11 protein-coding genes are annotated in these 13,828 nt (G+C 70.2%); 6 read left to right on the top strand and 5 right to left on the bottom strand.

Annotated elements, in window-relative coordinates:
• Positions 1 to 50 precede the first annotated feature (50 nt).
• The 5 genes from ACH4U7_RS25770 to ACH4U7_RS25790 form a co-directional block, all read right to left on the bottom strand.
• On the bottom strand, positions 51 to 1,103 hold the full coding sequence (locus tag ACH4U7_RS25770) for a hypothetical protein (protein ID WP_398530187.1): 1,053 nt from the start codon (positions 1,101 to 1,103) through the stop codon (positions 51 to 53).
• Between the two features lie 200 nt (positions 1,104 to 1,303).
• Positions 1,304 to 1,720: a peptidase inhibitor family I36 protein gene (locus tag ACH4U7_RS25775; protein ID WP_398530188.1), complete on the bottom strand. Its 417-nt coding sequence runs from the start codon at positions 1,718 to 1,720 to the stop codon at positions 1,304 to 1,306.
• Positions 1,721 to 1,803: 83 nt separating this feature from the next.
• Positions 1,804 to 2,928, bottom strand: coding sequence for an acyltransferase family protein (locus tag ACH4U7_RS25780; RefSeq protein ID WP_398530247.1), 1,125 nt, complete (start codon positions 2,926 to 2,928; stop codon positions 1,804 to 1,806).
• A 321-nt stretch (positions 2,929 to 3,249) separates the two neighbouring features.
• Positions 3,250 to 4,674: an alpha-2,8-polysialyltransferase family protein gene (locus ACH4U7_RS25785; protein ID WP_398530189.1), complete on the bottom strand. Its 1,425-nt coding sequence runs from the start codon at positions 4,672 to 4,674 to the stop codon at positions 3,250 to 3,252.
• A complete protein-coding gene (locus ACH4U7_RS25790) occupies positions 4,674 to 5,648 on the bottom strand; it encodes a glycosyltransferase family 2 protein (protein WP_398530190.1) in 975 nt (324 codons plus the stop codon). Before ACH4U7_RS25790 ends, ACH4U7_RS25785 begins: the two co-directional genes overlap by 1 nt.
• Before the next feature lie 297 nt (positions 5,649 to 5,945).
• Between ACH4U7_RS25790 and ACH4U7_RS25795 the strand changes: the two genes are divergently transcribed.
• The 6 genes from ACH4U7_RS25795 (at position 5,946) to ACH4U7_RS25820 (ending at position 13,678) form a co-directional block, all read left to right on the top strand.
• On the top strand, positions 5,946 to 7,307 hold the full coding sequence (locus ACH4U7_RS25795) for a DUF6716 putative glycosyltransferase (RefSeq protein WP_398530191.1): 1,362 nt from the start codon (positions 5,946 to 5,948) through the stop codon (positions 7,305 to 7,307).
• A gap of 235 nt (positions 7,308 to 7,542) precedes the next feature.
• On the top strand, positions 7,543 to 8,763 hold the full coding sequence (locus ACH4U7_RS25800) for a cytidylyltransferase domain-containing protein (protein ID WP_398530192.1): 1,221 nt from the start codon (positions 7,543 to 7,545) through the stop codon (positions 8,761 to 8,763).
• Positions 8,763 to 9,701 (top strand): N-acetylneuraminate synthase family protein, encoded by a 939-nt coding sequence (locus ACH4U7_RS25805; protein ID WP_398530193.1) that lies wholly within the window; start codon positions 8,763 to 8,765, stop codon positions 9,699 to 9,701. The genes ACH4U7_RS25800 and ACH4U7_RS25805 overlap by 1 nt, the downstream gene beginning before the upstream one ends.
• 21 nt (positions 9,702 to 9,722) lie before the next feature.
• Positions 9,723 to 10,910, top strand: a complete 1,188-nt coding sequence (locus ACH4U7_RS25810) for a hypothetical protein (RefSeq protein WP_398530194.1) — start codon at positions 9,723 to 9,725, stop codon at positions 10,908 to 10,910.
• A gap of 223 nt (positions 10,911 to 11,133) precedes the next feature.
• Entirely contained in the window at positions 11,134 to 12,471 is a 1,338-nt protein-coding gene (locus ACH4U7_RS25815) for an amidohydrolase (protein WP_398530248.1), read from the top strand.
• Positions 12,472 to 12,637: 166 nt separating this feature from the next.
• Positions 12,638 to 13,678: a BMP family protein gene (locus ACH4U7_RS25820; RefSeq protein ID WP_398530195.1), complete on the top strand. Its 1,041-nt coding sequence runs from the start codon at positions 12,638 to 12,640 to the stop codon at positions 13,676 to 13,678.
• Positions 13,679 to 13,828 lie beyond the last annotated feature (150 nt).

Consider the following 13,828-nt stretch of genomic DNA (forward strand, 5'->3'; position numbering starts at 1 on the left):
ACGTCCGGCCGGGTCCGGCCGGGCCGGGCGACCGCGAGGCGGACATGCACTCACCTCCGCGGCCCGGAGGCCTCACCACGCCTGCGCCTGAAGCGGGAGAAGAAGGAGACCTTCGGCTTCTCGGGGGAGGGCCGGTGGAGCGCTTTGACATCGTGGCGGTCTTCCTCGACCAGCCGCGCGAGCTCCTTGGCTGCGACGGCCGCCTCCGCGTGCCGGTTCAGCGCGGGGAGCAGATCGACGAGCAGACGCAGTGCGCGGATCAGGCGGTTTCGCCAGCCGTCCGGTTTGGCCGCGGAACACCTGCGGACGATTCCGATCGCCTCGGTGGCGGCGGTGTGTGCCTCGTCCAGCCGGTCGACTGCCGTCAGGGCCTCCGCCCTGGTCACGAGCGCGGTGGCCAAGTATGGCTCGACCCCTGCGGGGTTCGCCTCGCCGAGTCGGCGGAAGATCGCCACCGCCTCCTCGGAGTTGACCAGGGCCCGCTCGTAGGCGGTCAGGTGCATCAGCACGCCGCACTGGCTGGCCAGCGTCGAGGCGAGCAGCATGGCCGCCTCGACGGAGTCTTCGAAGTCCTGATGGCGCAGGAGAGCGATGCCCGCATCGAAGTCGTCCATTGCCGCCGCGACCAGGCCGCGGGCGTTTCCCAGGCTGTTCAGAGCCAGGGCCAGGGGGAGCTCGTACTGGAGTCTGCCCTGCTCGACCAGGCTTTGATACGTCTCGACCGACTCGGTCAGGGTCGAGATCGCCTCCGGCTGAGACCCGCACTGGTTCAGCGCGCTGCCGAGGTTCTTCAGCGCTCCCGCAAGGTCGGCGGTGAACTCATGGCTCTTGTCGCTGTAGATCCGCATGATCTTGATCGAATGTTCGAGTACGGGAATGGCCTCGGCTGTTCGGCCCCATTCGTCAAGCATGGCGCCCAGGTTGCTCAGGGCGAGCGCCAGATGGTTGATCTTGGCGGGTTCCGCCACGGCCAGTCGGCGGCATACGGCGATGCCCTGCCGCATGGTGGTCACGGCCTCCTCGCGCGAACCCTGCCGCCACAACGCCAGGCCGTGGTTGACCAGCGCCACGCCCTCGGCCTCAAGCATGTCCGACACATGCACGGGAATCGTCTCCTCTCCGGGCTGACGACATCCCGAATCGGAGCGTTATCTCCGGTCAGCGACGTCCCGTTTGACCAAAGGTTCGGCTCGGACTCGATTGCGCGTGACCGTAGTGCACCGCTACTGGGACCGGTCCCGCGTCTCCGGGCCGACGGCCTGGGCCATGTGCCCAGGCCGCCGGCCCGTGGTCAGGGTGACGGTCAGCCGTCTTCGCCGGGTGGGGTGCCGCAGCTCGGGCCGCCTGGGCCGTCGAACTGGACGGAGCTGAGGAAGTCCCGGTAGTCGGGGTAGAGGTTGCCCTTGCCGGTGGGGCCGGTGGAGGTGACGACCGTGCAGCCCGTGTAGTTCGCGTCGGACCACAGGTAGATGGTGGAAGAGGTCCGGTTCCAGTCCGACTTGGCACGGTCGTTCATGCCGAGCGCCGCGAGGTCCGGCGTGCTGCCCTTCAGCTGGATCATGTCGCCGGTGCCGTCGAGGCCCGAGAACATGCAGTAATAGCCGTCAGGACACCGGTCGTACCCGTCGGCCGCGGTGGCCGCATGGGCCGTGGTGGCCGGCAGTGCGGTGGCGGCCGCGAGGACTGCCGGCACGAGCAGGGCACGGAACGTGTTCCTCATCTATTTTGCCTCCTTGGCCCGGTTGGGCCCCATCGGGTGATGCGCCGAACGAACGGGACAAGACCCTAGGGCGGGCCGGGCCGTCAGCGCACCCGAACGGCCGTGAGCGACCGCTTGATGACAGGAGTCAGGCGCTGCTCCACGAAGCGGTAGAGCAGCCAGGCGAGGAACAGCATCAGCAGGATCGTCAGGGCGAAGGTGCCGTACGAGGGGATGCTCAGCTTCTGGTGGAGCACTTCGACCACCACCCAGCCCAGGTGTTCATGGACCAGGTAGAAGGGGTAGGTGAGCGCGCCCGCGAGGGTGAGCCAGCGCCAGTTGGCCCAGTGGAACTTGCCCAGGGCGATCAGGGCGACCGCCAGATAGCCGAAGGCCACGATCGCGACGATGCCGAGCGTGGAGCGGTAGGAGAAGAAGGAAGGATTCGGCGCGTGCCACAGCTCAGCCACCGCGTAGTGCTGGCCGATGAGGAAGCTGAGGCCGACGATCCCCCAGGCCAGGGCGTCATGGCCGTAGCGGTGGATCAGGTAGAGGCCCATGCCGCCGATGAAGTACGGGGCGTACTCCGGCATCAGGACCAGCTCGAGGAAGGGCTGGTTCGCGGCGTCCGCGAGGGCGGCGCCCAGGGTCCATACAGCGCAGAAGAGGATGACGCGCTGGCGGTTCGCGCCGGGGAGGACGACGAAGAGCGCGAAGAGGGCGTAGAAGCGCAGCTCCGCCCAGAGCGTCCAGCACACGCCCAGTACCCGGTCCACGCCGATGGGCTGCTGGAGCATCGTGAGGTTGACCAGCGTGTCGCTGGGCGAGACCGACTTGAACGCGACCCAGGGGAGCGCGAAGACGGCGGTGACGATGAGGATCGCGGCCCAGTAGGCGGGGTACAGCCGGGAGACGCGGGAGGCGAAGAAGGAGCGCAGGGGGCGGCCCCAGCCGCTCATGCAGATCACGAAGCCGCTGATGACGAAGAAGATCTGGACGCCGAGACAGCCGTACGCGAAGTAGGCCGAGGCGGTGGGGAACTGCTCGCGGGGGGAGGTGCCCCACGCCTGGCTGATCTCCCCGCCCCGGCCGCCGTAGTGGTACGCGGCGACCATCAGGGCGGCGAGCAGCCGCAGCCCGTCCAGTGCGCGCAGCCGTACGGGCGCGCCGCGCGACGGGCGCGAGCCTTCAGGGGAGGGCGCGGGGGGCTGCGGGAGCGCGGGGGGCAGGGGGCGCGCGGCGGTGGGGGATGCGGGGGATACGGGGGAGTCGGCGGGTGATATCGCGGATATCGGGCCTGTGTCGGCCGACTCCTTGCCCGCGTCGGCGGCCGGGCCCCCGCCCGAGCCTGTGGACGAGGGGGCGGGTGCGCCTGCGGTCGCGGTCACGATGCCACCTCGTTCCGCGTCGCCCCGTTCAGCGCCACCCCGTCACCCTCGTGGCGTATTCGGCCGAGCTCTCTGCCCGTGGTCATGGTGCCGTTTCCGTTTCTTCGCACTCGTCGACTGTCTGTCCCGTACGGCCCGCTCAGTCCCCCCGGTTCCCCCGGCTCACCCCGTGGCCGCTCGCTTCAGCGCCGACCGCTTGAGCGCACGCGCCCGGCGTGCGACCCGGCGCACGGTCTCGTTGCGCGGGATGAAGGCGAGCTGGGACGGGACCGCGCCGGGCAGGGCGAGCGCCGTCAGGCGGCGGCGCTTGAAGTAGCGCCAGGTGTGGGCGTCCAGATGGGTGCCCAGATAGCGCTCGGCGGCCGGACGCAGATTCGGGTAGATCTTGGCCTGCATGGCGAAGCCGACCGCGGCGACCAGCCCGGTCAGCCGCTGGCCGGTGCGCGCGTCCGTGGGCGGTGTCCACGCGGCGACGGCCTTGTGGTCCTCGAGGTCCGGCAGCAGCGCGTCGACGATGGTGACGGGCACTCGGTTGCTGTTCTGGTAGGGGGTCAGCCGCTCCAGCAGCACCTCGGTGCCGATCCGGGCGACCGGCAGCCCGTAGAAGACGCTCGCGGTGAGCAGCGCGGTGGAGAAGCAGCCGATGACCAGGGCCGGGGCCATCCGCTGGTACAGCACCTCGGCGAGGACGGGCGTGTCCATGACGGTCAGCTCGGCGCCCAGCTCCGCGGCCTTCTTCTCCAGCATCCGCGACCAGCGGGCCGGCGCGGTGGGGTGCGGTTTGAAGACGACGCTGTGGTGGCCGAGGGCCACGGCGCCGCGCAACATCCGTACATGCAGCTCTTCTTCCTCCTGCGGAGTGAGGATGTCGAGCGCGGAGAGGTACTGACCGAGCATCAGGGCCGGGCCCACGCCGGTGGCGATCCGCTCGCTCGCGGAGATGACGCCGCGCGGGGCGGCGTCGGCGATCTCGGCGAGCACCTTGGTGAAGACCTCGGTCGGGATGACCTCCGCCGTGACGCCGAACTCGGTGAGCAGCAGCGGCCGCAGTCCGGGTACGAGGTCCAGGTGGAGCAGTCGGCGGATGCGGGTGCCGATCAGCGGGTCGAGCTTGTTACGGGTGGGGCCGTAGCTCATCAGCCCGTCGGCGTAGACGTCGATGGGCGCGCCCTGGAAGACATTGGCGATCGCCATGGCCGGGTTGACCTGGATGGACTCCAGGACGATCTCGATGTCGTCGTCGTCGAGGTTCCACAGCAGCCGCAGATGGCGCTCCCACAGCGGGGCGTCGTCGGAGCGCGGGGACCAGCCGCCCGGGTGGAAGGGGCTGATCGTCTCGTTCCAGGACAGGACGCGGTCGAATCGGCCGCGCAGCCGTTCGAAGCCCGGCATGTCGTCGATGGCGGGCGTGGTCTCGGGCGTCGCGGCGTTGTTGCTGATGAGCAGCAGGCGGCGGTCGGCCGGGCCGATGCGCTCCGAGTCGATGGCGGCGGCGATGGTCGCGGCGCCGTAGAGCGTGGAGGCGAGGAAGATCTGGGTGCGCTTGCGCACGGCGCGGGGGCGGCGGGCGGGGAGGAGGGCGGACATCAGGCCGCCACCTCCGTCCCCGGACGGCGCTTGAGCCGGCGGAGCCGGGCGGCGCGCTCATAGTCCATCGAGTCCAGCGCTTCTTTGAGTACGTCCTGTGGCATGCGCTTCATCGCGGCCGCGGACATGGAACGCAGTTTTTTGGCCACGGCCGGCTCGAACCTTTCGATGTTGCCGAGATGGTGGGAAATGATCGCGCAATAGGTGCGCACGGCCTTCGGGAGAAGGGTGTCCGCGTCCTGGTCCCGGGCCGTTTCTTCGATTACCTGATCGAATGCGCGAATGAAGTCGAGCTGTCGTACGTCGCCGATCTGGGTCAGCGACGACGCGACACCGCGCCGGTAGAAGACACCGAGCAGGCCGACCACCGCGAATGAGCGGGCCTCGCGGTGCAGTTTCCAGATCCAGGGGCGGTCCTCGGCGGTACGCAGACCATGGGTGAAGTGCAGCAGGCCCTGGTCGGCGAGGCGGCGGTGGTAGATGCCGGCCCAGGCGTAGGCGTAGTCGACGGAGGTGGAGCGGTCGGCGGGCAGGATGACGTCGCGCGGGTTCATGACGACGTTGCGCAGACCGTGCGGCACGCGCTGGATCGTCCGCGCCCGGCCGGTTACCTGGACGTGGTCGGTGCGCAGGAAGTCACAGTCCAACTCCTCGATGGCGCCGAGCAGTTGCTCGTAGTAGCCGGGCGCGAGCCAGTCGTCGCCGTCGAGGAAGGTGATGTACTCGCCGCGGGAGGCGTCGAGGCCGGTGTTACGGGCGGTGGCGAGCCCGCCGTTCTGCTCATGCCGCACATGGACGGCCCCCGGAAGGTCGCGCTCGGCGCGCTCCAGGATCTCCGGCGTCCCGTCGGTGGCACAGTCGTCGACGAGAATGAATTCGAAGTCGTCGCGCGCGTTGGCGCGCAGACTTCTCAGCGTATCGGGGGCATAGGTCTGCACGTTGTAGAACGGCACGATGACGGAGAGCTTAACCACTCGCGTGACGCTAGGTCGCCGTCTGGCATTCGTCTTGACGAGGGGTGTACGTAAAGGTGAACGAAGGACGTCAGGACGGTTAACCCGCCGTCCTTGTCAGAACATCTGCGCGGTTTGCCGGGTGTTCCGGCTGGGCCCCTTCGGGCTTCCCTGAGGCTTCCCGACAGCTTCCCGACGGCTTTCCGATGGGCTGTCGTCGGCTCTCGTCGGCCGATTCGCCAATCGTCGACGTTCTGTTAACCCTTTGTTGCTCTTGCGTTGGGCCGTGAATCGAAATCCCTTCCTAGCGTCAGCGTCGTGCCCTCACGTACCAATTCCCCCCTACGAGTCGCCGTGCTCGCGGACTCCGACACCCGGTGGAAATGGGGCGCGCTCACCGCGCACCGCCTCGTACCGGATGACCTGGACTCCGCCTCCGCCCGCCGCCTGGACGGCTTCCTGCTGCGCGGCCGGGCGACGCCCACCGTCCGGCAGCTCGCCGAGGTCGGGGTGCGCGCGGACTCGCTGCGCGAGGTGACGGGGGTCGAATTCGTCTCGGCGGTGGACCGCGAGCGGTACGACGTGATCGTGCTGTCCCTGGTCGGCGGCGCCGTCCAGGCCATGCTGCACGGCCTCGCCCGCGCCTGGGAGGGCGCCGAGCGCCGGCCCGTCGTGATCACCGGCTATGTGGGCGTGGTCTACGAGAAGCTGGCCGACGGTCTGCTGCTGCGGCACGGCGCGGACGTCGTGCTCGCCAACTCCCGCCATGACGCCGAGCGGTTCCGCGATGTCTACACGGGCGTCGGCGCCTCGGCGGACAGCGTCGTGGAGTGCGCGCTGCCGTTCCTGGGCGGCGCCCCGTACGACGCGAAGGCGCGCGAGGGGCGCGCGTACCCCGGGGGCACCGTGGTGTTCGCGGTCCAGCCGTCCGTCCCGGACAACCGCGCCGACCGGATGTATCTGCTGCGCCGCGCCGTGGAGCACGCCCGGGCGCACCCCGACCGCGAGGTCCTGGTCAAGCTGCGCAGCAAGCCCGGTGAGCACACCACGCATATCGAGGAGCTGCCGTACCAGAAGCTGGTCGGCAAGCTCGGCGACGACGTGCCGAAGAACTTCCGCCTCGCCTACGGCAACATGGGCGAGGTCCTGGACACCACGGACCTGCTGGTCACGGTCAGTTCCACGGCCGCCCTTGAGTCCCTGCACCGCGGCATTCCGACCGCCGTCCTCACCGACCTCGGGGTGCGCGAGGTGCTGGGCAACCACCACTTCCTCGGCTCCGGCTGCCTCGCCTCCTGGGACCAGCTGGATGCGGGCCGTCTGCCCCAGCCCAACGCCGACTGGGTGAGCCGCCAGGGCGTCGCGGCCGACGGCGCGTACGAGACGGCCTTCGACGCCGCGCGGGAGCGGGTCGCCGAACTGGCCGCGGCGGACGAGCTGCCGCCGCTCGCCCCCTACTACACGCGGGCCACCGCGCCCGGCTATCTGCCCGCGAGACTCGCCCGCTACGGCTTCGAACCGGACGGCCGACCCCGGCCGGGCGCGGCGGCCGGGGACTCCGCGCAGGTCAGCGGGTTCCGGCGGGTCGTACGCAACACCATGCGGGAGGCGGCGCGGGGCGCCTACCGGCACGGCGTCCAGCGGGTGGCGCCGGTGATCCGGCGGATGGGGGAGCTGTGAGCAGGGGGCACCGCCCAGCGGTAACTGGGGGAGCACGCGCCGCCGGGCCGCACATGCCCCTGATGGCCGCACCTCTGCGCCGCGCGGGCGGCAGTTCCCGCGGCGGAGCCGCTGATGCGACGAGCAGCCGCTGCCGCGGCGGGGCGAACGGGTGGTTGCTGTGAGCGCTCGAGAGAACCCCGAAGGCGCAACGAAGCGAGGCGCAGAAGGCGCCGAAGGCACTGAAGGAGCCGCCATGTCCCCCTCCGACCGGCGCGTCGTCGCCGTCATTCCCGCCCGTGGCGGTTCGAAGGGCGTGCCCGCCAAGAACCTCGCCGCCGTGGGGGGCGTGCCGCTCGTCGCGCGTGCCGTGCGGGAGTGCCTGGCCAGCCGCCTGGTGACGGACGTGGTCGTCTCCACCGACGACGCGGGCATCGCCGCCGTGGCGCGCGGTGCGGGCGCGGAGGTCGTGCAGCGGCCGACCGCCATCGCGGGCGACACCGCGACCAGCGAGGCCGCCGTGCTGCACGCGCTCGACACCTACGAGGCCGCGCACGGGATCAGCGCCGAGGTCGTGCTGCTGGTGCAGTGCACCAGCCCGTTCATCGTCCGCGAGGACGTGGACGGCGTCGCCGAGGCGGTGCTGGACGGCGGGGCGGACACCGCGCTGACCGTGGCCCCGTTCCACGGCTTCGTCTGGCGGGACGCCGAGGACGGGACCGACGCGGAGAAAGAAGCGACGGCCGACGGCGGGTACGGCATCAACCACGACAAGTCGTACCGGCCGCGCCGCCAGGACCGGCCGCAGGACCTGCTGGAGACCGGCGCCGCGTACGGGATGCGGGTGGAGGGCTTCCGCGCCGAGCGGCACCGCTTCTTCGGCCGTACCGCCCTGGTCCGTACCGACGCCGCCCGCGTCCTGGAGATCGACGACCCGCACGACCTGGCGCGGGCCCGCGCGCTCGCGCCGCTCCTGGACGCCCCGCGCCCCGGTGCGCTCCCCACCCGCGACGACATCGACGCGGTGGTACTCGACTTCGACGGCACCCAGACGGATGACAAGGTGCTGATCGACTCCGACGGACGCGAACTCGTCGCCGTGCACCGCGGCGACGGGCTCGGGATCGCCGCCCTGCGCCGCGCTGAGCTGGCACTGCTGATCCTGTCCACGGAGCAGAACCCGGTCGTCGCCGCACGCGCCCGCAAGCTGCGGGTTCCCGTGCTGCACGGCATCGACCGGAAAGACCTCGCACTGAAGCAGTGGTGCGAGGAGCAGGGCATCGCGCCGGAGCGCGTGCTCTATGTCGGCAACGACGTCAACGACCTCCCGTGTTTCGGCCTCGTCGGCTGGCCCGTGGCGGTCGCAGGTGCGCACGACGTCGTGCGCGGCGCCGCACGCGCGGTCACCTCCACCCCCGGAGGTGACGGTGCGATCCGCGAGATCGCCTCGTGGATTCTTGGAAAGGAACTGTCTTAGTGAGCTCCAACAATCGCCTCCGTCAGCTCGGTGACAAGATCGCCGGCCCCGGCCACCCGGTCTACGTCACTGGTGAGATCGGCATCAACCACAACGGCGACCTGGAGAACGCGTTCAAGCTGATCGACGCCGCCGCCGACGCCGGCTGTGACGCGGTCAAGTTCCAGAAGCGCACCCCGGAGATCTGCACCCCGCGCGACCAGTGGGACATCGAGCGGGACACCCCCTGGGGCCGGATGACCTACATCGACTACCGGCACCGCGTCGAGTTCGGCGAGGACGAGTACCGCGCCATCGACGAGCACTGCAAGAAGCGCGGGCTCGCCTGGTTCGCCTCCCCGTGGGACACCGAGGCCGTCGCCTTCCTGGAGAAGTTCGACGTCCCCGCCCACAAGGTCGCCTCCGCCTCGCTGACCGACGACGAGTTGCTGCGCGCCCTGCGCGCGACCGGCCGCACGATCATCCTGTCGACGGGCATGTCCACCCCGAAGCAGATCCGCCACGCCGTCGAGGTCCTGGGCAGCGACAACATCCTGCTCTGCCACGCCACCTCGACGTACCCGGCCAAGGCCGAGGAGCTCAACCTGCGCGTGATCAACACGCTGCAGGCCGAGTACCCGAACGTGCCGATCGGCTACTCCGGCCACGAGACCGGTCTGCAGACCACCCTCGCCGCCGTCGCGCTCGGCGCGACCTTCATCGAGCGTCACATCACCCTGGACCGCGCGATGTGGGGCTCCGACCAGGCCGCCTCGGTCGAGCCGCAGGGCCTGCAGCGCCTGGTCCGCGACATCCGCACCATCGAGGAGTCGCTGGGCGACGGCGTCAAGAAGGTCTACGAGAGCGAGCTCGGGCCGATGAAGAAGCTGCGCCGGGTCGCGGGTGTCATCGCCGAGGGCGAGGCCGCCGCGGCCGACCGCGAGCCCGCCGGAGTCTGAGAGGCCAAGGAGCCGTCAGCCGTGAACTCACCGGCCGGTCAGCCCGGCCCACGCCCGGAAGCGGCGGGTCCCCGTGACTCCGCGGGGGCTGCCCGCCGCTTCCGGGCCCCGTCCCGGGACGGCGCCAAGCGTGCCGAGCGCCCCGGTCCCACCGGCCCCGGGGGCACCCTGGCCTTCGTCGAGAGCCCGGTTCAGCTGCTGAACGTTCTGGAGTGGGCGTATGCCGACGGGGGCGACCCCGAGGCGCTGACGGTCGTGGTGCTGTCGCCGCACGACCCGATGACGCGCGGCCAACTGCGCCGGATGGCGGAGCTCGCGCGGGACGAGGGCATCACGGTGCGGTGGGAGGAGGCGCGCGGCGGGGCGGGCGCGCCGCTCAAGACCATCGGGGGGCTGCGCGGGCCGCTGCGCCGCGCCGACCGGATCGTCATCGGCGATCCGTTCTCGCGCTATGTGCAGCTGCTGCTGATGCTCACCCGCGCCCAGGACCTGGTCGTCGTCGACGACGGCACGGCCACCATGGAGTTCGTCTCCCAACTGGCCAGCGGTGAGCCCCTGGTGCGCTGGCACCGGCGGGGCACCGGCCGGGGCGCGCGCGAGATGGTGTTCGCGCCGGTGTCGGCGACCGCGCGCCGTCGGCTCACCCCGGGCGGAAACCGGCGGGTCGAGGTGTTCAGCTCGATGCCCGTCGAGCCGCCCGCCGGGGTGACCGTCACGGCCAACTCGTTCGCCTGGACCCGGGACCGCTTCGGCCCGCCCACGCTCACCCGCGGCACCGACCTGGTGGGCACGTCCCTGGTGGAGACCGGGGTGGTCGATCTGGAGCGCTATCTGGAGGCGGTGGCCTCCCTGGCCCGTACGTACGGGGCGACCCGCTACTTCGCGCACCGCCGCGAGAGCGCGGAGAAGCTTCACCGGGTCGCGGGCGAGATCGGGCTGGAGATCGTACGGCCGGATCTGCCGCTGGAGCTGATAGCCCGCCGCGGCCCCATCGGCCATACGATCGTCAGCTTCCCGTCGACCGTCGTGCATACGCTTCCGCTGGCGCTCGCGGGCACCGGGGTCAAGGTCGCGGTCTGCGATGTGGACCCCGCCTGGCTGCGGAGCGATGCCTCGCCGCGCGCCCAGGGGTTCCTGTCGGGGGTCACGGGCACGGCCCGGGACGCACACCGGCTGCAGTCGATGCCCGCGGCCACGCCCACATCCTGAGATGACGGCGGCAACTTCCTGTCAGGGGTTCACCTGTACGCCATGTGGCGCTCGTCACTACACGGAGGCCATGCCCCCCTGTCAAAAGCGTTTTCATACCCCCTGACTAGGGAGATCATGCGCAAGGGGTGGCAGTTTCCTGTCCCCGAACGGGTTGAAGTTTTGTTGATCGACATCCGGTCGCCCCACCAGCCGTTCTACGCTTGATCGGGTGAAGCAATTGATGTCCCCCGAGACCGATTCCGTCACCGCTGAGGCCGAGGCTGTCGCCACCCAGGCCCAGGCCATCGCGCCCGAGACCGCCACCGGTCTCAGCGCGATCGCCCTCGCGCTGCCCGGCCGGCTCCCCGAGGAACTGCGGACGGAACTGATCGCCTTCCGGCGGGACATCCACATGCACCCGGAGCTCGGCAACCGCGAGTTCCGCACCACCTCCGCCATCAAGGCGCGGCTGGAGCAGGCCGGTCTGGAGCCCCGCGTGTTGCCCGGTGGCACCGGCCTCATCTGCGACATCGGCACAGACATCGGCACAGACATCGGCACAGACATCGGCCCGGACGGTGGTACTGGGGCCAGGACCGGCGCCGCCGCGGCCCTGCCCATGCTGGCGCTGCGTGCCGATATCGACGCGCTGCCCATCCCGGACACCAAGTCCGTGCCCTACCGCTCGACCGTGCCCGACCGCGCCCACGCCTGCGGCCACGACGTCCACACCACCGTCGTCCTCGGCGCCGGTCTGGTGCTGGCGGAGCTGGCCCGCGAGGGCCGGCTGCCGCGCCCCGTACGGCTGCTGTTCCAGCCCGCGGAGGAGGTGCTGCCGGGCGGTGCGCCCGATGCGGTCGAGGCAGGTGTGCTGGACGGTGTCGGCCGGATCCTGGCGCTGCACTGCGACCCCAAGGTCGACGTGGGCCGCATCGGGCTGCGTATCGGCGCGATCACCTCCGCCTGCGACCGCCTGGAGGTCTCCCTCGACGGCGCGGGCGGCCACACCGCGCGCCCCCACCTCACCACCGATCTGGTGACGGCCGCCGCGAAGGTGATCACGGAGGTGCCCGCGGTGCTGTCCCGCCGCGTCGACACCCGCTCGGGCCTGGCCGTCACCTGGGGCCGGGTGGAGTCGGGCCACGCCTGCAACGTCATCCCGCAGCACGCCGAGCTGTCCGGCACGGTCCGCTGCCTGGACCTGCCCGCCTGGCGGGAGGCGCCCGATCTGGTGCATGCCGCGGTCGACGAGATCGCGACCCTGCACGGCGCCAAGTCGGAGATCAACTACGTCCGCGGGGTGCCGCCCGTGGTGAACGAGGAGAGCTCGGTCGAGCTGCTGCGCCGTGCGATGGAAACCCGCCGCGGATCGTATGCGGTGGAGGGCACGGAGCAGAGCCTCGGCGGCGAGGACTTCTCCTGGTACCTGGAGCATGTGCCCGGCGCGATGGCGCGGCTGGGCGTCCGCAGGGTCGGTGACACGGCCCGGCGTGATCTGCATTGTGGCGATTTCGACGTGGATGAGGGGGCCATCGAGGTTGGCGTGGAGCTGTTCACCGCCGCTGCTCTGCTCGGCTGAGCCGCGACTTTGCCTGAATGACTTGTCCCGGAGACCCCCGGGACAAGTCAGATTCGCGACGATCCGATAACGGCTTCCGGACGCCCCTTTATCTGGCATCTACGCGCGTTACGATGCGGCGAAACCAGCGCCGAAGGAGGCGCGCTCAAGCCGAAGGGGAACCCTCGTGCGCCGGGTATCCAGCATCGCCGTCGCGGGCATAGGCATCGCGGCCCTCGCTTTCACCACCACGGCCTGTGGTGGCAGCAGCTCGTCCGACTCCAAGAAGGATAAGGGCGTCGCCATCGCCTATGACGTCGGCGGCCGCGGCGACCAGTCCTTCAACGACGCCGCGTACGCGGGCTTCGTCAAGGCCAAGAAGGAACTGGGCGTCAAGGGCGACGACATCGAGCCGTCCGAGGGCGAGTCCGACGCCGACAAGGTGCAGCGCCTGACCGAGCTGGCCCGCGAGGGACACAACCCGGTCATCGCCGTCGGGTTCGTCTACGCCCCGGCGGTGAAGGAGGTCGCCAAGAAGTACCCGAAGATCACCTTCGGCCTCGTCGACGATGACACCGTCCACATGAAGAACGTCGTGAACATGGTGTTCAACGAGGAGCAGGGCTCCTACCTGGCGGGTGTGGCGGCCGCCCTGACCACCAAGTCCAAGACGGTGGGCTTCGTCGGCGGTGTGGAGAACCCGCTGATCAAGAAGTTCGAGGCGGGTTACGTCCAGGGCGTGCACGACACCGACAAGTCGGTCAAGGTGAAGGTCCAGTACCTGACCCAGCCGCCGGACTACAGCGGCTTCAAGAAGCCCGACGCCGGCAAGGACACCGCCAACGGCCAGCTGGACGGGGGCGCGGACGTCATCTACCAGGCCGCGGGCGACTCCGGCAGCGGTGTCATCGAGGCCGCCGCCACGCGCGGCAAGTGGGCCATCGGCGTCGACAGCGACCAGTACACGCAGAAGGGTCTGGCCAAGTTCAAGAGCAAGATCCTGGCCTCGGCGACCAAGGCCGTCGACGAAGCCGTCTTCAACCTGGTCAAGTCCGTCAAGGACGGCAAGCCGCAGTCCGGTACGGTGCGCTACGGCCTCAAGACGGGCGGCGTCGGCCTGGCCGACTCCAACCCCGAGTACAAGAAGATGACCAAGGTCGTCGAGGCGGTCGAGACCGCGAAGAAGAAGATCATCAGCGGTGAGATCAAGGTCAAGACGACGCCGTAAGCGGCGTGCGATCTCTTGAACATCTGCTGAGTACGTGCTGAGCATCTGCTGAGTAGATAAGCGGGGCCTGGGGAGGGAGCTTTGGGCACACCACCTCAGGTCCCGCTCGCTGTGCGGCGGCCACTCGCCGCCCCGCATAATCCCCCAGCG

It is taken from the genome of Streptomyces sp. NPDC020845 (assembly GCF_044334165.1).
In the GTDB taxonomy this organism is placed as follows: Bacteria; Actinomycetota; Actinomycetes; order Streptomycetales; family Streptomycetaceae; genus Streptomyces.

Bases quoted from the DNA above. Each gene is read 5' to 3' on its own strand.
- ACH4U7_RS25800 (WP_398530192.1), top strand. From the start codon at position 7,543: ATGTCCCCCTCCGACCGGCGCGTCGTCGCCGTCATTCCCGCCCGTGGC.
- ACH4U7_RS25815 (WP_398530248.1), top strand. From the start codon at position 11,134: ATGTCCCCCGAGACCGATTCCGTCACCGCTGAGGCCGAGGCTGTCGCC.
- ACH4U7_RS25785 (WP_398530189.1), bottom strand. From the start codon at position 4,674: ATGTCCGCCCTCCTCCCCGCCCGCCGCCCCCGCGCCGTGCGCAAGCGC.
- ACH4U7_RS25775 (WP_398530188.1), bottom strand. From the start codon at position 1,720: ATGAGGAACACGTTCCGTGCCCTGCTCGTGCCGGCAGTCCTCGCGGCC.